Here is a 17590-nt window from a genome sequence, read left to right as displayed (position 1 = left end):
CCCTAACAGCCGGCGGTTTCCGCGCATGAGCGCGGTGGCGGAGGAATAATATGTCCGGAGCACAGGAATTCGAACGTGTTCTCGACGGTAGCGACAAGAACGTCGCGTCGTTCGAGCAGCACGATGCCTCTTTTCTCAAGCGCGTGCAGCACTTTCTGCATTCGACGCCGGCCGCCGTGCCGTTGATCGTATTGGTGATGGCGATCGTAATCTTTGGCATCGCGATCGGCGGGCGGTTCTTTTCCGCCTATACGCTGACGCTGATCCTGCAGCAGATCGCGATCGTCGGCATTCTCGGTGCTGCCCAGACGCTGGTCATCCTGACCGCCGGCATCGATCTGTCGATCGGCGTGATCATGGTCATTTCCTCCGTCGTCATGGGCAATGTCGCCGTCACTTACGGCCTGCCAGCGCCAGTCGCCATTGTCGCCGGCATGGCCGCGGGCGGCGTCTGCGGGTTGCTCAACGGCTTCCTCGTCGCCAACATGAAGCTGCCGCCGTTCATCGTGACGCTCGGCACCTGGAATATCGTCATGGCGACGAATTTCATCTATTCCGCCAATGAAACCATCCGCGACACCGATGTCGATGAAAAGGCGCCGCTCCTGCATCTCTTCGCGGTCAGCTTCCGGCTTGGCGGCGCGGTGCTGACCCTCGGCGTCATCGCCATGGTGCTGCTGGTGTTGGGCCTATGGTATATTCTCAATCACACCGCCTGGGGCCGGCATGTCTATGCTGTCGGCGATGATCCGGAAGCGGCGAAATTGTCGGGCATCCAGACCAAGAAGGTACTGCTTGCCGTCTATGGCGTTTCGGGACTGATCGCGGCCTTTGCCGCCTGGGTTTCGATCGGCCGCAATGGCTCGGTCTCACCGTCTTCGGCCGTGACGGACTTTAATCTTCAGGCGATTACCGCGACCGTGATCGGCGGCATCTCGCTCTTCGGCGGCCGTGGCTCGATCCTCGGCACGCTCTTCGGCGCCATGATCGTTGGCGTCGTCTCCATGGGCCTCAATATGCTCGGAGCCGATCCGCAGTGGAAGGTCCTCCTGACCGGCGTGCTGATCATCGGCGCCGTCGCGATCGATCAATGGATCAGAAAGGTATCGGCATGACCACGACTGGCGAACCCCTTCTCACCGCGCGTGGCCTCGTCAAGCGCTATGGACGCGTGACCGCGCTCGACAACGCCGATTTCGATCTCTATCCCGGCGAAATCCTTGCTGTCATCGGCGACAACGGCGCCGGAAAATCCTCGCTGATCAAGGTGATTTCCGGCGCGGTGACACCCGATGAAGGCGAGATCAAGCTGGAAGGCAAACCTGTTCATTTCAGGTCGCCGATGGAAGCGCGCGACGCTGGCATCGAAACGGTTTACCAGAACCTGGCACTGTCGCCGGCGCTTTCGATCGCCGACAACATGTTCCTCGGTCGCGAGATCCGCAAGCCCGGCGTCCTCGGCTCCGTGTTCCGCATGCTCGACCGGCCGGCAATGGAAAAGCGTGCCCGCGACAAGCTCACCGAGCTTGGCCTGATGACGATCCAGAACATCAACCAGGCCGTGGAAACGCTCTCCGGCGGCCAGCGCCAGGGCGTCGCCGTGGCGCGTGCCGCCGCCTTCGGCTCCAAGGTCGTCATCATGGACGAGCCGACGGCAGCCCTCGGCGTCAAGGAAAGCCGCAAGGTTCTGGAGCTCATCCTCGATGTGCGTGCGCGCGGCTTGCCGATCGTGTTGATCTCGCACAACATGCCGCACGTCTTCGAGGTTGCCGACCGCATTCATATCCATCGCCTTGGACGACGGCTGACCGTCATCAATCCGAAGGAATACACCATGTCCGACGCCGTCGCCTTCATGACCGGCGCCAAGGCTCCGCCGGTTGAGAATGTCGCTGCATGAGCGTCTCTCTTGACGATGTTGCCGGCGAGATCATCGCGCGCGCCGGCAACGCGAAACGCTTCCTTGTGGCGATCGCCGGCCCTCCGGGCGCCGGCAAATCCACATTGGCCGACAATGTCGCCAAGGCCCTGAAAGCCAGGGGTGAAAGCGCCGAAGTCCTGCCGATGGACGGCTTCCACATGGACAATGCCGTGCTGATCGAGAAGGGACTTCTGAAGCGGAAGGGCGTGCCGGAAAGCTTTGACGTGCGCGCCTTCCTCGATATCGTCAAGGCGGTGCGCGCCGCCGATCAAGAGGTTCTCGTGCCGGTCTTCGACCGTTCGCGAGAGATTGCGATCGCCTCGGCACGCATCGTCTCGGCCGATTATCGCTTCATCGTCGTCGAAGGAAACTACCTGCTGTTCAGCCAGGGCAAATGGGCGGAGCTGGAAGGCTTGTTCGACTATTCGATCATGCTCGCCCCACCCATGGAGGTGCTGGAGGAGCGGCTGTGGGCACGTTGGAAGGGCTACGATCTCGACGAAGAGGCGGCCAGTGCCAAGGTCTACGGCAACGATCTGCCGAATGGCCGGCTGATTTTGGAAAACCGCCGCCGCGCCGACGTTACCATCGATATCGTCCAGGACTGAGCTTCTCTGTCATTTAACTGCGCTCGCGGATTGTTTTGCCATGGCGGTTGGTGCTATCGAAGCGCACTAGAGCCGGATGATTTTAGGTCTGCTCGACCTAAAATCTGAATCCGCTCTAGAATCAAAGAAGTAGAGCGTGATGCCGAAAACCGCCTACACTTTTCGGCATCACGCTCTGTCAAAAAGCACGATCCCGAAAAGGCCGAGGCAGCTTTCGGGCAAGATCGCGCTCACGTTTCCAGAGGTCGCGCCATGCAAAAGCTCACCATCCGCCGTCCTGACGACTGGCATCTGCATTTGCGTGACGGAGCCATGCTCGAAGGCGTGATCGGCGATACCTCCAGGCATTTCGCCCGCGCCATTATCATGCCCAATCTGGTGCCGCCCGTCGTGACGACGGCAGATGCGACCGCCTATCGCGAGCGCATCCTTAAAGCGCTGCCGGCCGGCGATCGCTTCCAGCCGCTGATGACGCTCTACCTCACCGAGCACACCAGCCCCGACGATGTCGAGGACGGCAAGAACACCGGCCTGATCACGGCCGTCAAGCTCTATCCGGCGGGCGCGACGACCAACTCCCACGGCGGCGTGCGCGATCTCAACAAGGCGATGCCGGTGCTGGAGCGCATGGCGAAGATCGGCCTGCCGCTCTGCGTCCATGGCGAAGTGACGACGCCCGAGGTGGATATCTTTGATCGCGAGGCGGTGTTCATCGAAACCGTGCTCGATCCGCTGCGCAAGCGTCTGCCGGAACTGAAGGTCACGATGGAGCATGTGACGACGTCGGACGGCGTCAACTACATCAAATCGGCAAAAGCAAATCTCGCCGGCTCGATCACGACGCATCACCTGATCATCAACCGCAATGCCATCCTCGTCGGCGGCATTCGCCCGCATTATTACTGCCTGCCGGTCGCCAAACGCGAGAGCCATCGTCTGGCGCTACGTGCAGCCGCAACGAGCGGCGACAGCAGGTTCTTCCTAGGCACGGATTCGGCTCCCCATGTCGATCCGCTCAAGGAATGCGCCTGTGGCTGCGCTGGCATCTATACCTCGATCAATACCATGAGCTGCCTTGCCCATGTCTTCGAGCAGGAAGGCGCGCTGGACAAGCTTGAGGCCTTCGCATCGCTGAACGGACCCGCATGGTATGGGCTGCCGGTCAACGAGGACAGCATTACCCTGGTGCGTTGCCCAGATGCCGTGACGTTCCCGGCCAAGATCGAAACGGGTGCCGGTCTGGTCACCGTTTTCGATCCTATGTTCCCTTTGCACTGGGACGTTGAGGGCTGAATTTAGATGCAGATTATATAGGTAAATTCAAATTTACACGTAATGTTGTAGTAATGCGTCCGTATTTGCCGCAATATGGAACGTATATTTTACTGATATATATATTCTTTATTATTTGCCGTAACCAATTTGATACCCCTTGAAGTCTAGCGTGTCATCGATCCCCCGCGGTAGAAACGAAACCGTTGAAAGAGCATGATGCTGGTCGATTATAACTCTCTCCTTCTCGCCCTTGGCGTTTCCGCGTCCTGTCTCGCGGTCACATTGGTGGGAAGCTGGTTTTCTCGCCGGCCCGATACCTTTCTGCTGACATGTTCTGCCGGCCTGGTGCCCATCGTGGGTGGTATTTTCATTTACGGCGCCTATGTCGACCAGCCGCGGCCGATTTTTGCCAACCTGACTTTCGTGCTGTTTTTCATCGGCTTTGCGACCATCTGGATGGCGGGCCACCAGTTCCGCACGCGCCGCCTCTCCAAAGCTCGCTTCGCTCTGGGCTGCCTGACCGGCATCGGCGCTTCGATGGGACCTATGCTCGCCGGCTACGATGGGCTGGCTTTCATCGCCGACAATATCGTCATCAGCGTGCTTTTGCTTCTGACGGCGCGTGAATATTGGTTGAGCCGGCGTGAAGCGCCCACACCTCTCTACGGCATCACCGCGCTTTACACGCTGACCGCCATTTCCTTTGCGCTCTGCGCGGCTGTGCTGATCGCCGATGGCAAGCTTGTGCTCGGCCATGCTCCGGACAATTGGGCTGAAGATGTCAGCCTTGCCGTCTGCATTGCCGGAATGACGGGGATCGGCGCATTGTCGCTTGCGCTGCACCAGTGGCGCCAGGCTGCATTCCATCGCCAGGAGGCGATCACCGATTCCCTGACAGGGCTGCTGAACCGCCGGGCCTTGTTCGATCTCTACGGTCGCCGCAGCTTCGGCCCATCCATGGCTGTCATCATCTTCGACATCGACCGCTTCAAGACGATCAACGATCAGCACGGCCACGCCACCGGCGACCTCGTGCTCAAGCTTTTCGGCCAGGAGCTTGCCTTCGGTTTGCGGCCTTCCGACACGGTAGCACGCCTTGGTGGCGAGGAATTTGCGCTCGTCCTCGACAATGCGCTGCCGGGTCGCGCGGAGCAGGTTGCCGAGCGGGTGCGTGATGCCTTTGCGGCGAGGGCGGTCAGCATCGAAGACAAGACTTTGGTCTGCACCGTCAGCGCTGGCGTTGCCACCGGCACAGTCAAGGGCTTGGGCTTTGACGATGTGCTTCGCGCCGCCGACAAGGCGCTCTACGAGGCCAAGCGAAACGGCCGCAACCGTGTCGAGGTTGCGGCCTATCTGCATGCCGTCTAACCGGTCATCTTCAGGGGCTGCAGCTGCTCTTTCGATGCGTTCAGAACAGGGCTTTGACGAAGGCGCAGGCGGCCAATAGGGAAGCCACCGTGCGTACATGGTTCCACCAGACCCAGTCGCTGAGATAGGTTGACCATAGCTGTGCGGACTCCGCGGAATGGCCGTCGACCTTGTCGAGGGCGTCGTTCAGCGGCACATTGAACACCATCGTCGAAAGAAAGCTTGCGAGGATATAGAGTGCTGCACCCGCCAGCATCAGCATGCTGATGCTGCCCCGCCAGTAGAGAATTGCCATCACCGCGATGAAGAGCGACAGAGCGGCCGTCAGCAGGAACAGCACGATGAAGGGCGAGCGCACGATCGTCGTGTTGATCGATTGCATGGCAACGATCCCCTGATCGATGGGAAGGCGAGCGAAGGCCTGCATGATGAAGGTCGAGAAGGCAAAGTAGACGCCGGCGAGAAGGCCGCTGCTGAGTGCTGCGACGATGAGGGCGATATTGGTGATCGGAAAGGTCATGACTAGACACTCCAGATGCCGGTTGCGGCGGTTTGACGAGCATAATCGGAAAAATCTTTCGGCTGCCTGCCGAGGATCCGGTTGACGCCGTCCATCACAGGCGAATTGCGGCCATCAAGGACCTGCGTGAAAAGCTCGTGCAGGAGATCGGTCGTCTCTTGCGGCAGGCCGTAAGCGGTCATCTCGGCGATGAAGGCCTCGATCGGAACGGTTTCATACCCAATGATCCCGCCGGAGGCCGCCGCGATTTCGGAAACCGCCTGACGAAAGGTCAGGGCGCGAGGTCCGGTCAGTTCGTAGGTCCGGTTGCGGTGACGAGGATCGATGAGACACGCGATGGCCGCGTCGGCGATATCGTCGGCATCGACGAAAGGCTCCGGCACATCGCCGGCCGGCAGGGCGAGCTTGCCCTGAAGAAGCCCGTCGACGAAAGCGCCTTCGCTGAAATTCTGGTTGAACCAGCTGGCGCGTAGCACGGTGTAGTCGACGCCGGCGGCCTTGAGATTTTCCTCGCTGCGAACCGCGCCATCCTCGCCGCGCCCGGAGAGCAGCACGATGTGCCGCACGCCCGCTTCGATCGCCGCTTTCGCGAAGCCGGCGATGGCCTCCGCTGCCCAGTCGACCGAAAGGTCCGGCTGGAACGTGACATAGGCGGCGGAAGCGCCTTCCAGCGCCTGATGCCACGTAGCGCGATCCTGCCAATCGAAGTTCGGTGTTGTCGAGCGGGAGGCGGCGCGGACCGTGATGCCGCGCTCCTTCAGCCGCTCAGCGACCCGGCCGCCGGTTTTTCCCAATCCGCCGATGATGGCAATTGTGGAGATCTGCATTTTAAGCTCCTCCAGTGTAAAATGTGATAAATTCTCTCATTTGCAGAATGTGATAAACTCTCTTATATTGCTTGTCAACGGTGACAGGCAGGGAAAGACATGACGCAGGAACAGATCGCGAGGCGCAGGCGCAGCAAGGACGAGGCGGGCACGCCGCGTCGCATACCCAGTCAGCAGCGCGGCCGTGAACGGGTGGAGCTGATCCTTTCGGTGGCATCCGAGCTGATTGCAAAGAACGGTAGCGATGCCCTGCGCATGGGCGAGATCGTCGAAAAGGCCGGCGTCTCCTTCGGCTCGCTCTATCAATATTTCCCGGACAAAACGGCGATCATCCGCGTGCTGGCCGAACGTTTCAACGAGCAGGGCCGGCAATGCGTCGAGGACGAGCTGCTGGCGATAAAGAGTGCGGATCAGCTCCAGGCCGCCCTTAGCCGCATCGTCGATGGCTACTACGCGATGTTTCTCGATGAACCCGTCATGCGTGACATCTGGCACGCCACCCATGCCGACAAGCTGCTGCAGCAGGTCGATGCCGAGGACATGGAATGGCATTCGCAGGCTTTTCTCACCGTGCTCGAACGTCTGTGGCCGGAGCGCGATCATTCCGAACTTGCAAGGATCGCCCGATTGACCATGCAGCTGGTCGCAGCTGCCGTCCGCTACGCGATTTCGATCGAACGGGAAGAGGGCGACAAGGTCATCGCGCTGTTCAAGGCGATGCTCCCGGCCGATCTTGGGCTCGTCCGGTAACCCGGCAGAGCCGCCTTTGTCCGCGGCAGGTCCGACGATACCTGCAAAAGCTCCTATTCGTCTGGAAACTCGGGCCGCTTGCTGCTATTGCCGCTGGAACATTAGCGCTGCGAAGGAGGCCCCGCATGACCCAGATGACTTTTACCGATCGCGCCATCATGGCTGAGTTGGTGGCCAGGATGCTTTGGGAGATCAAGGCGGTCCATTTCAGCGCCGACAAACCCTATAAGCTTGCCTCCGGCATGGCGAGCCCGGTCTATATCGACTGCCGCAAGCTGATCTCCTATCCGCGCATCCGCTCGACCGTCATGGATTTCGCCGCAAGCATCATCGTGCGCAATGCGGGCTTCGAGCAGTTCGATTGCGTTGCCGGGGGCGAGACGGCGGGCATTCCCTTCGCCGCCTTCCTGGCGGAGCGGCTGAACCTGCCGATGATCTATGTCCGCAAGCAGCCGAAGGGGCATGGCCGCAACGCCCAGATCGAAGGCGATATGCGCGACGGCGCCCGCGTGCTTGTCATCGAGGATCTGACCACGGCCGGCGGCAGCATGTTTACCTTCATCGATGCCATCCGCGCGGCTAGCGGCATCGTCGACCATGGCATGGCGCTGTTCTATTACGGCATCTTCCCCGAGGCGGAAGAACGTTTTGCCAATGGAAGGGTCCGCCTGCACCATATCGCCACCTGGCGCGATGTGCTCGCTGTCGCCAAGGAACAGAAGCTGTTTGATGACAAGACGCTCGCGGAAGTCGAGGCCTTTCTCAATGCACCGCTCGCCTGGTCCGGACGGAATGGCGGCATTTCGGAGCTGCTCACAAACTGACGCTTTGCTTTTGCCGTGAATTTATCTAATCGATTTATGAGACTGGATAAGACAGACGCGCTCTTTGGGAGGCCGGAATGATATTGTGCTGTGGCGAAGCTTTGATCGACATGCTGCCGCGGGAGACGACGCAGGGCGAAAAGGGCTTTGCCCCCTATGCCGGCGGTGCGATCTTCAACACCGCGATAGCACTCGGCCGTCTCGGCGTTCCCACGGGCTTCTTCACCGGTCTCGCCGATGACATGATGGGCGATATCCTGCGTGAGACGCTGTCGGCCTCCAAGGTCGATTTCAGCTATTGCGCGATTACGCCGCGTCCGAGCACGATCGCCTTCGTCAAGCTCGTCAACGGCCAGGCGACCTATGCTTTTTATGATGAAGGCACGGCCGGCCGCATGATCACCGAGGCCGACCTTCCGGCGCTCGGCGACGATTGCGAAGCCCTGCATTTCGGTGCGATCAGCCTGATCCCCGACCCTTGCGGCGCGACCTATGAGGCGCTGATGAAGCGCGAGCACCAGGGCCGCGTGATCTCGCTTGATCCGAACATTCGTCCGGGTTTCATCAAGAACAAGGCCGCGCATATGGCGCGTCTCAACCGCATGGTCGCCATGTCCGATATCCTGAAATTCTCCGATGAGGATCTGGAATGGTTCGGGATTCCTGGCAATCACGATGAGCTCGCTGCCCATTGGCTCGGCCAGGGCGCAAAGCTCGTCGTCGTTACCAAGGGTGCGGAAGGCGCAACCGGCTATACCAAGTCGCTGAAGGTCTCTGTTCCGAGCGAGCGCGTCACGGTCGTCGACACGGTCGGCGCCGGCGACACCTTCGACGCCGGCATTCTGGCGTCGCTGAAGATGAACAACCTGCTGACCAAGACGCAGGTAGCTTCACTCGACGAGAAGGCCTTGCGGGATGCACTGGCCTTGGGCGCCAAGGCTGCGGCCGTCACCGTCTCGCGCGCTGGCGCCAATCCGCCTTGGGCGCATGAGATTGGGCTTTAAGAGGTCCTATCGCGCACCTTGGCGGGCGAGATAACCTTTGCGTTTGCCGCACTTTCGCATATAGCCCATCACCGAAAAAAGCCCCGCCTGACGCAACAGGCGGGGCCATCTTGTTTTTGTCGAAGAGACTTTTACTTCGCGCGGCTTGCCAGGGCAGCCACCAGCCCTTGGGTCGAGGAATCGTGACCGGCGGCGCTTTCCTTGCCTTCGATCACAGGCAGCAGGCCCGTTGCCAATTCCTTGCCGAGCTCGACGCCCCACTGGTCGAAGGAGTTGATGCGGAAGAGCACGCCTTCGACGAAGACGCGGTGCTCGTAGAGGGCGATCAGGCGGCCGAGCGCATAGGGCGTCAGCTTGTCGTAGACGAAGGTGATCGACGGGCGATTGCCGGTGAAGACGCGGTGCGGCGCGATGAAATCGGCCTTTTTGTCGTCCATGCCCTTAACGGTGAGCTGAGCTTTAGCCTCTTCGAAGGTGCGGCCTTTCATTAGCGCTTCCGACTGCGCCAGGCAATTGGCCATCAGCAGCTGATGCTGGTGGCGCAGGTTCGGCTCGAAGCCGTTGGCGGCGATCATGAACTCGGCCGGGATGACGCTCGTGCCCTGGTGGATGAGCTGGTAGAAGGCGTGCTGGCCGTTGGTGCCGGGCTCGCCCCAGACGACCGGGCCGGAATTGCCTTCGACCGGCGCGCCGTCGATGGTGACGCCCTTGCCGTTCGATTCCATGTCGAGCTGCTGCAGATAGGCCGGGAAACGCGACAGGCGCTGGTCATAGGGCAGGATCGCGCGGGTCGGGTAGCCGAGCACGTTGCGATGATAAAAGCCGATGAGGCCGAGCAGCATCGGCAGGTTTTCCTTGAAGGGCGCCTGGCGGAAATGGTTGTCCATCGCATGCGCGCCATTGAGGAACTTGCCGAAGTTTTCCGGGCCGATGGCGACCATCAGCGGCAGGCCGATGGCCGACCAGATCGAGTAGCGGCCGCCGACCCAATCCCAGAAGCCGAAGACGCGCTCGCTGTCGATGCCGAAGGCGGCGACCTTGTCGAGCGCCGTCGAAACGGCGGCAAAGTGATGCTGCACGGCGGCTTCGCCGAGCGCGTCGGCGATGAACTTGCGCGCCGTCTGGGCGTTGGTCATCGTTTCGATCGTCGTGAAGGTCTTGGATGCGACGATGAAGAGCGTCGTGTCAGGCGAAACGAGCTTCAGAATATCGGCGATATGGGCGCCGTCGATGTTGGAGACGAAGTGCGAGCGCGGGCCGTCATGAAAGGGGGCCAGCGCCAGCGTCGCCATGACCGGGCCGAGGTCGGAGCCGCCGATGCCGATATTGATGACGTCGGTGATTGCCTTGCCCGTGGAGCCCTTCAGCGCGCCGGAGCGGATGCCGTCGGCAAACTTGCCCATGGCGGCCAGAACGCCGTTGACGTCGGGCATGACATCCTTGCCGTCGACGAGTACGGGTTTGTTGGAGCGGTTGCGCAGCGCGGTGTGCAGCACGGCACGGTCTTCGGTGAAGTTGATGGCGACGCCCGAGAACATTTCCTCGCGCTTGGCCGCGATGCCACCCTCGGCTGCGAGTTTCTCGAGCAGGGCGAGAATTTCGTCGTTCACCGCCGTCTTGGAATAATCCATCAGCAGGTCGTCGACCGAAGCGCTGAAGCGGGAAAAGCGCTTGGGATCGGCGGCAAAGGCGGCACGGATATCGGTGGCCTTCGTTGCCGATGCGGCGCTCTTCAGTTGATCGACGAGGGCGTTCATGGGAGACTCCTTGCGGTTCGCGCCGCTTGCCGTCCGAAGAGGGCAGGGCACTCTGAGTTGGTCGCGGAAACTATTCCCTATGTAGGGCGTAAATCAAGTTCACGTATCATCCAAAACGAAAAAAGCCGCTCGCGAAATAGGGCGAGCGGCTTCCTGAATGACACGGAATTATGTCAGCCGCGCAACTCCTTACGCAGGATCTTGCCGACGTTCGATTTCGGCAGTTCCGAGCGGAATTCGATGAAGCGCGGGCGCTTGTAATTGGTCAGGTTGGCTGCGCAATGAGCCTTAACGTCGGCCTCCGTCAGCGCCTGATCCTTCTTGACGATGAAGAGTTTCACCGCCTCGCCGGAATGCGGATCGGGCACGCCGATTGCAGCGGCCTCCAGAACGCCCGGGTGCATGGCGGCCACTTCCTCTATCTCGTTCGGATAGACGTTGAAGCCCGATACCAGGATCATGTCCTTCTTGCGGTCGACGATCTTGGTGAAGCCGCGCTCGTCCATGAAGCCCATATCGCCGCTGCGGAAAAAACCGTCCAATGTCATCACGCGTGCGGTTTCGGCCGGCTGCTTCCAGTAGCCGGCCATCACCTGCGGCCCGCGGATACAGATCTCGCCGACCTCACCGAGCGGCAGCGAATTGCCGTTCTCGTCGCGAATGTCGAAATCGGTGCCTGTTATCGGCAGGCCGATCGTGCCGCTGAATTCCGGGCTGTCGAAACGATTGGCGCTTGCGACCGGCGATGTCTCGGAAAGGCCGTAGCCTTCGGTGATCCAGGCTCCGGTCATCTTCTGCCAGCGCTCGGCGACCGGTCGCTGCACCGCCATGCCGCCGGCAAGCGTTGCGGTGTTGGACAGATCGAGCTTGGTGAACTCGGGATTGTTCATCAGCGCATTGAACAGCGTGTTCAGGCCGGGGAACATGTCGAACTTGTATTTGCCCAGCTCCTTAATGAAGGCCGGTATGTCGCGCGGATTGGCGATCAGGACGTTATGGCCGCCGAGCGACACGCCCATCAGCGAATTCACCGTCAGCGCGAAGATGTGATAGAGCGGCAGCGCGCAGACGAAGGTCAACTGCTCGGGGCGCGGCTTGTTGATGTAGGCGGATTGCAGCCAGAGCAGCAATTGCAGCTGGTTGGCGAGCAGATTGGAGTGCGTCAGGATCGCGCCCTTGGCAACGCCGGTCGTGCCACCGGTATATTGCAGGAAGGCGATGTCGCTGCCGGTGAGCGTGGCCGGCTTCAAAGGCAGGCGTGCGCCCTCGGAGATCACCCCCTTGAAGCTGCGGTGGCCGGGGATGGACCATGCAGGCACGAGCTTTTTCACCTTGCGGACGATGAAGTTGACGACGTGGCCCTTGACGCCGAGCATGTCGCCGAGCGCTGTGACGACGACATGGCGCACATCCGTATGCGCCAGCACCTGCTCCACCGTATGGGCGAAATTCTCCAGAACGAAGATCGCCTTGGCGCCGCAGTCGCGCAGCTGATGCTCAAGTTCACGCGGCGTGTAGAGCGGATTGACGTTGACGACGACGAGGCCGGCGCGAAGGATGCCGTAGGTGGTGACCGTGTTCTGCAACACGTTCGGCATCATGACGGCGACGCGGTCGCCCTTCTGAAGGCCGAGGCTCTGCAGCCATGCGGCTATCTTGCGCGTTTGCGTGTCGAGATCGCGATAGGTGATGGATTTGCCCATGCTGGTAAAGGCGAGGCGGTCGGCGTACCGCGCGCAGCTTTTCTCCAGCAGATCGACGAGTGATGCATGCTCCAACGGCGGCAACTCCGCCGGTACGTTGTCCGGATAAGACGCGAGCCATATTTTCTTGACCTGCGGTCTATCCGAAGGAGCGGAGACTGAATTCATGCGCACTTCCTCCTTTACGCATCATCACCACGCCCCGCCGTCCTGGGACGGCGGTTATGTAAAGTGTCACTGCGCGATCGAAAAGTCTCCCGCTTTTCACATCGTCGCAGCCTTTGCTCTCAACTAAATCATCGAGCATCACGAAGCTACAATAACCTTGACGTAAACGTCAACAAACGTTCTGCGCTCACGTTTTTTTATAGTTTTGAAAAAAGGACTGGAACTTTTGCAATAACGGAGCGTTAATAGGCCCGTGGGTTTAAACCCATCGGAGCATCGTGCTGCCCCAAAGAGCAGATCGGACGCTCCACGATTTTATGTGACGCGTATCCAAAAGGAGGTGCGCATATGCATAAAGAGAGTGCCGAAATCTCGGGCCGTGACCTTTACATCAAGGACATGTCGATGCTGGTCGCCTGCGATCGGGTCGAGGGATCCAGGGTATTCGGTTCGGATGGCAAGCAGATTGGTCATATTGAACGCCTGATGCTCGAGAAAAGTGATGGACGCATCGCTTTCGTCATTTTGAGCTTCGGCGGCTTCTTCGGCATCGGCCAGGAACACTACCGGCTGCCGTGGGAGAAGCTGCGCTACGATGCCCGCATCGACGGCTATCGCGTCAGCATGACCAAGAACGACATCGAAAAGGCGTGCCGTTTCGCCGCCAAGGATGATCACGACCCTAAGAATCATGGCCACAAGAGCCACGATTATTTTGGCGTGCCGCCCTATTGGATGTGAGCGTGCCGATGAAGCCAGTTCGGCAAGCCCCGCCGACGCGGGGTGTCGATATGCGTGGTTCTATTGAAACCGCCCATGCCTTTGCACCACTTCGATCTTGTAGCCGTCAGGGTCGGTAACGAAGAAAAAGAGCGCAAAGAGTTTCCCATCCCGATTGAGTTCGACGATGTTGCCGGGGTTCAACCCCAGCGCGGTCATGCGCGCATGCTCGTCTTTCAGCTCCACGACCGAGACCGCGAGATGGCCGTAAGCCTCCCCCAACGGATAGGGCGCGGTACGACCCTGGTTGATTGTCAATTCCAGCTCGAAGCCTGTTTCGTCATTGCTGAGATAGATCAGCGTGAAGGTCTCGAAGGCGATGCGGTCGGCGATCTTCAGGCCGAAAGCCTTGTCGTAGAATTCGATCGAGCGCGCTTCGTCGAGCACGCGGATCATCGAATGAATCATCTTGGCCATCGGTGCCTCCATCGATCGTCAGGGCATGTCACTACTAGAGCGTGATGCCGAAAAGTGTAGGCGGTTTTTGGACGACATCACGCTCTACTTCTTTGATCCTAGAGCGGATTCAGATTTTAGATCGATTCGACCTAAAATCATCCGGCTCTAGGAGCCAATGCCACCGGCAACCGGGGAAGGCAAGTATGCGGAAATGCACCATCGCTGCGCCTCGGTGCAGATCCGGGGTTTTCGCATGGCGATCGGTCTGCTTAACTCCCGCGCGCTGAGGCATACGATTGAGGGGGAAATCCATGTACTACGCCATTCTGGCCTATCACGAGGAAGGTATCGTCGAATCCTGGAGCAAGGAGGAGGATGCTGCATTGATGACCGAGCTGCTTGAAATCAACGATCGCATGGTTGCGCAAAAGTCGCTGGGGCCGGCTGCGCGGCTCGGCTCGACCCAGAACGCCGTCACATTGCGCGGGCCGGGCGCGGGGCTGGTCATCGACGGCCCGTTTGCTGAAACCAAGGAACAATTGCTCGGCTTCTACGTCGTCGATTTTCCGATGCTCGATGCGGCGGTCGAAGCCGCGCGCGAACTGCGCCGCGCCAATCCGACCGCCGTCTATGAAATCAGGCCGGTCGCGCTTTACCTGCCCGGCGCGCCTTTGCCTTCCGGCGAAGGCAGTTGATGAAAACATATGCGGCGCCGGTCGTAAGGGCTGGTGGCGGCCTTCGCTCTCAATGGGATTGCAATCCGATCTTGCTGGTGACTGACCGCTCGATCATTTCCATGCCGTCATAGATCAGCACCGCCATCAGGCCGACGATCAGGCCGCCCTGCAGGATGAAAGCGGTGTTGTCGTTGATCAGCCCGGCGATGATGACTTCGCCGAGCCCCTTGGCGGCGACGGTGGAGCCGATCGTGGCGGTGCCGATATTGATGACGGTCGCGATCTTCAGCCCCTCGATGATTAGTGGCAGGGCAAGCGGCAGCTCGACGCGGAACAGGCGTTGCCAGCCGCTCATGCCCATGCCGTCGGCGGCATCGATCACCGAGGCCGGCACCTGCTGCAGGCCGGCAACCGTGTTTTCGAAGATCGGCAGCAGCGCATAAAGGAAAAGCGCGATCAAGGTAGGCACCGCGCCGAAGCCGGTGGTCGAGATCGCAAGCGCCAGCACGGCAACCGGCGGGAAGGTCTGCCCGGCATTGGCGATCGCCCGCGACAGCGGCAGGAAATCGGCGCCGATCGGCCGTGTGACGAAGATGCCGCCGAGAACGGCCAGGATCCCGCTTGCCGCAATCGAGATCAGGATCAGCTCGAGATGGCTGAGCGCCAGGCTCGGCAGGCTGTTCTGCGTATAGATCGGCGACGCCCCGAATTTGGTCAGCGGCGCAAGAATGGGCGTTAGCCACTCCGGACGAAACAGCAGCACCAGCAGCAGCGCCAGCGCGAGGAAGCGAAAGAGATTGGCGGCGAGAAATTTCATGCTTTGCGGCCCAACTCGATCAGATGCCGGATCGAGATCGAACCGACAGGCATCTTGCGCTCGTCCTCGACCGTCGCTTCGTCCGCGCCCTGCCAGATCAATTCGGCCAGGGCGTCGCGGAGGTTGAGCGTCTGCGGCAGGCTGTGGCCGAGACCGGGCCGAGGCGGCTGCATGCTTTCCTTGAGCGGCAGCAGCGACATCAGCTTCAAGGCTCGGTCGGATGTGCCGGTCAGCTGCTGCACGAAAGGATCGGCCGGCTCGGTCAGGATCTTCTCCGGCTCGGAGCATTGCAGCAATTTGCCTTCACTCATGACGGCGATCCGGTCGCCGAGATGGAAGGCCTCGTCCATGTCGTGGGTCACGAGAATGACGGTCGTGCCGAACTGCTTCTGGATGGCGAGCAGATCATCCTGCGCCTTGCCGCGGATGACGGGATCGAGTGCACCGAAGGGCTCGTCCATCAAAAGCAGCTCGGGCTCGGCCGCAAGCGCGCGTGCGACGCCGACGCGCTGCTGCTGGCCGCCGGAAAGCTGGCTCGGATATTTGCCGGCAAAGGTGCCGGGGTCGAGATGGAAGAGATTGAGGAGTTCTTCGACGCGACTGTCGATGCGGGTCTTCTCCCAGCCGAGCAGCTCTGGGACGGTGGCGATATTCTGCGCGACCGTGCGATGCGGAAACAGCCCATGGCCCTGGATGGCATAGCCGATGCGGCGGCGAAGCTCGGTCGCCGGCACGTTCATGATATCCTCGCCGGCAACAGAGATGCGGCCTTCCGATATCGGCACCAGCCGGTTGATCATGCGCATCAGCGTCGACTTGCCGGAACCGGAGGTGCCGACGATGACGGTGATCGTGCCCTTTTCCATGCTCATGCTGACATTGTCGACCACGGTGGCGCTGCCATAACGCTTGGTAACGCCCTTGAGCTCGATCATGTTGGTCATGCGCGTTGTCCCCGGATGCTGTCGATGACCGCATCGAGGATGACGGCCGATGAGAAGGCTAAAAAGACCGTCGGCACGGCGCCGAGCAGCACGAGGTCATTGGCCGTCTGGCCGATGCCCTGGAAGATGAAGAGGCCGAAGCCGCCGCCGCCGATCAGCGCCGCCACGGTGACGAGGCCGATTGCCTGCACCAGCACGATGCGGATGCCGGTGAGGATGACCGGAAAGGCGAGCGGCAGGTCGATGCCGGTCAGGATCTGCCGGCGCGTCAAGCCCATGCCGGCGGCGGAATCGCGCACGGAAGGGTCGACGCCGGCAAGGCCGACGACTGTATTGGCGACGATCGGCAATAGCGAATAGATGATCAGCGCCACCAGCGCCGGCGCCACGCCGATGCCCTTTATGCCGATCGCGGCGGCGAAGGGCACATTGGCGGCGATATAGCCGAGCGGCAGCATCAGAATGCCGAACAGCGCCAGGCTCGGGATGGTCTGCACCAGGCTCAGCGCCCGCAGCACCACGGCGCGGATGCGCGGCTGCCAGTAGCAGAAGATGCCGAGCGGCAGCGCAAGCACGATGGCGATGGCGACGGAGCCGAGGGAGAGGAAGACATGGCCAAGCGCTTCGTGCCAGAACTTGTCGGCATTGTTGGCGTATTCCTTCATGATCGAGAGATTGTCGAGCAGGCCGGAGCGCAGGACGGCGGCGAGCAGGGCGGCATAGAGCGCCAGCGCCGCGACCCTCAGCCATGGCGTCAGCCGCAGCTTCACCAGGGCATCCGAGATCATCAGCCCCACGACGGCCAGCAACACCCAGAAAGAGCCGCCGGGCGTGATGCGGGCCACGGTGTTCGCCGCCGGGGTCGCGGCAGTCGAGACGAGACCGAGCGTGACGATGAGCATGGCGATCGCGAGCGTGGCGATGCCGAGGCGGATGATCTGATTCTGCAGGAAAAGTGCCGCAAGCGCCGCCGCGGCGAGAAGGACGAGCAAGATTATGGCGGACGGCTGACTTATGAGCTGGGTCAGCAGCTGAGGCTTGCCGGCGGCGATGCGGTTCGCCTTGACGATGATGAACGGCATCCAGGCCATTGCCAGCGCGCCGCCCGCCACCAGCACCACTCCGAGACGGTCTACTCGGCGGACCGCTAGCGCATCTTCCATCAGGCAAGCTCCGTCAGCGCATGAGCCCAGAATTCAAGGCTGGTTCGGACAAGACCATGCCCATTCGAATGTCCGCGGCCCCACT

At 60.8% G+C, this 17590-nt stretch carries 18 protein-coding genes; 10 read left to right on the top strand and 8 right to left on the bottom strand.

What is annotated here, in order from left to right; translation table 11 throughout:
- The first annotated feature begins 50 nt into the window (after positions 1–50).
- From HGP12_RS23100 to HGP12_RS23080, 5 genes are all read left to right on the top strand, one after another.
- Positions 51–1115, top strand: a complete 1065-nt coding sequence (locus tag HGP12_RS23100) for an ABC transporter permease (RefSeq protein ID WP_168841152.1) — start codon at positions 51–53, stop codon at positions 1113–1115.
- Positions 1091–1900 carry an ATP-binding cassette domain-containing protein gene (locus HGP12_RS23095; protein WP_205926598.1) on the top strand — a complete coding sequence of 270 codons (810 nt, stop codon included), beginning with the start codon at positions 1091–1093 and terminating at the stop codon, positions 1898–1900. The genes HGP12_RS23100 and HGP12_RS23095 overlap by 25 nt, the downstream gene beginning before the upstream one ends.
- Entirely contained in the window at positions 1897–2529 is a 633-nt protein-coding gene (locus HGP12_RS23090; RefSeq protein WP_168841151.1) for a nucleoside triphosphate hydrolase, read from the top strand. Before HGP12_RS23095 ends, HGP12_RS23090 begins: the two co-directional genes overlap by 4 nt.
- Before the next feature lie 252 nt (positions 2530–2781).
- Positions 2782–3822: a dihydroorotase gene (pyrC, locus tag HGP12_RS23085; RefSeq protein WP_168841150.1), complete on the top strand. Its 1041-nt coding sequence runs from the start codon at positions 2782–2784 to the stop codon at positions 3820–3822.
- 198 nt (positions 3823–4020) lie between these two features.
- Positions 4021–5172 carry a GGDEF domain-containing protein gene (locus HGP12_RS23080; RefSeq protein ID WP_168841429.1) on the top strand — a complete coding sequence of 384 codons (1152 nt, stop codon included), beginning with the start codon at positions 4021–4023 and terminating at the stop codon, positions 5170–5172.
- Positions 5173–5212: 40 nt separating this feature from the next.
- Here HGP12_RS23080 and HGP12_RS23075 read toward each other — a convergent pair whose 3' ends face one another.
- The gene (locus tag HGP12_RS23075) at positions 5213–5692 is read right to left on the bottom strand and encodes a DUF1772 domain-containing protein (protein WP_168841149.1); all 480 of its coding nucleotides are present in this window, start codon (positions 5690–5692) and stop codon (positions 5213–5215) included.
- Positions 5693–5694: 2 nt separating this feature from the next.
- Positions 5695–6519 carry an SDR family oxidoreductase gene (locus HGP12_RS23070; RefSeq protein WP_168841148.1) on the bottom strand — a complete coding sequence of 275 codons (825 nt, stop codon included), beginning with the start codon at positions 6517–6519 and terminating at the stop codon, positions 5695–5697.
- 99 nt (positions 6520–6618) lie between these two features.
- On the opposite strand from HGP12_RS23070, the gene HGP12_RS23065 reads away from it, so the two are divergent.
- The 3 genes from HGP12_RS23065 (at position 6619) to HGP12_RS23055 (ending at position 9097) form a co-directional block, all read left to right on the top strand.
- Positions 6619–7269, top strand: coding sequence for a TetR/AcrR family transcriptional regulator (locus HGP12_RS23065; RefSeq protein ID WP_168841147.1), 651 nt, complete (start codon positions 6619–6621; stop codon positions 7267–7269).
- Between the two features lie 125 nt (positions 7270–7394).
- The gene (locus HGP12_RS23060) at positions 7395–8093 is read left to right on the top strand and encodes an orotate phosphoribosyltransferase (protein ID WP_168841146.1); all 699 of its coding nucleotides are present in this window, start codon (positions 7395–7397) and stop codon (positions 8091–8093) included.
- 77 nt (positions 8094–8170) lie between these two features.
- The gene (locus tag HGP12_RS23055) at positions 8171–9097 is read left to right on the top strand and encodes a carbohydrate kinase (RefSeq protein WP_168841145.1); all 927 of its coding nucleotides are present in this window, start codon (positions 8171–8173) and stop codon (positions 9095–9097) included.
- Positions 9098–9228: 131 nt separating this feature from the next.
- On the opposite strand, the gene pgi is transcribed toward HGP12_RS23055, so the two are convergent.
- Complete coding sequence (gene pgi, locus HGP12_RS23050; RefSeq protein WP_168841144.1) at positions 9229–10854, bottom strand: glucose-6-phosphate isomerase; 1626 nt, start codon at positions 10852–10854, stop codon at positions 9229–9231.
- A gap of 173 nt (positions 10855–11027) precedes the next feature.
- Positions 11028–12725 (bottom strand): long-chain fatty acid--CoA ligase, encoded by a 1698-nt coding sequence (locus HGP12_RS23045; protein WP_168841143.1) that lies wholly within the window; start codon positions 12723–12725, stop codon positions 11028–11030.
- 348 nt (positions 12726–13073) lie between these two features.
- Here HGP12_RS23045 and HGP12_RS23040 point away from each other — a divergent pair, with 348 nt between their 5' ends.
- Positions 13074–13466 (top strand): PRC-barrel domain-containing protein, encoded by a 393-nt coding sequence (locus HGP12_RS23040; protein ID WP_168841142.1) that lies wholly within the window; start codon positions 13074–13076, stop codon positions 13464–13466.
- A 60-nt stretch (positions 13467–13526) separates the two neighbouring features.
- On the opposite strand, the gene HGP12_RS23035 is transcribed toward HGP12_RS23040, so the two are convergent.
- Positions 13527–13922, bottom strand: coding sequence for a VOC family protein (locus HGP12_RS23035; protein ID WP_168841141.1), 396 nt, complete (start codon positions 13920–13922; stop codon positions 13527–13529).
- A gap of 293 nt (positions 13923–14215) precedes the next feature.
- Between HGP12_RS23035 and HGP12_RS23030 the strand changes: the two genes are divergently transcribed.
- Positions 14216–14599 carry a YciI family protein gene (locus tag HGP12_RS23030; RefSeq protein WP_168841140.1) on the top strand — a complete coding sequence of 128 codons (384 nt, stop codon included), beginning with the start codon at positions 14216–14218 and terminating at the stop codon, positions 14597–14599.
- Between the two features lie 49 nt (positions 14600–14648).
- On the opposite strand, the gene HGP12_RS23025 is transcribed toward HGP12_RS23030, so the two are convergent.
- Genes HGP12_RS23025 through HGP12_RS23015 form a run of 3 tightly spaced genes read right to left on the bottom strand, consistent with a single transcriptional unit; the run spans position 14649 to position 17505 of the window.
- A complete protein-coding gene (locus HGP12_RS23025) occupies positions 14649–15398 on the bottom strand; it encodes an ABC transporter permease (protein WP_168841139.1) in 750 nt (249 codons plus the stop codon).
- Positions 15395–16333, bottom strand: a complete 939-nt coding sequence (locus tag HGP12_RS23020; protein ID WP_246703520.1) for an ABC transporter ATP-binding protein — start codon at positions 16331–16333, stop codon at positions 15395–15397. Before HGP12_RS23020 ends, HGP12_RS23025 begins: the two co-directional genes overlap by 4 nt.
- 5 nt (positions 16334–16338) lie before the next feature.
- Entirely contained in the window at positions 16339–17505 is a 1167-nt protein-coding gene (locus HGP12_RS23015; protein WP_168841137.1) for an ABC transporter permease, read from the bottom strand.
- Positions 17506–17590 lie beyond the last annotated feature (85 nt).

The sequence above is a fragment of the Rhizobium sp. P28RR-XV genome, assembly GCF_012641385.1.
In the GTDB taxonomy this organism is placed as follows: Bacteria; Pseudomonadota; Alphaproteobacteria; order Rhizobiales; family Rhizobiaceae; genus Rhizobium.
Note: the sequence above shows the minus strand (reverse complement) of the source record. Positions and strands in the feature narration are given on the sequence as shown.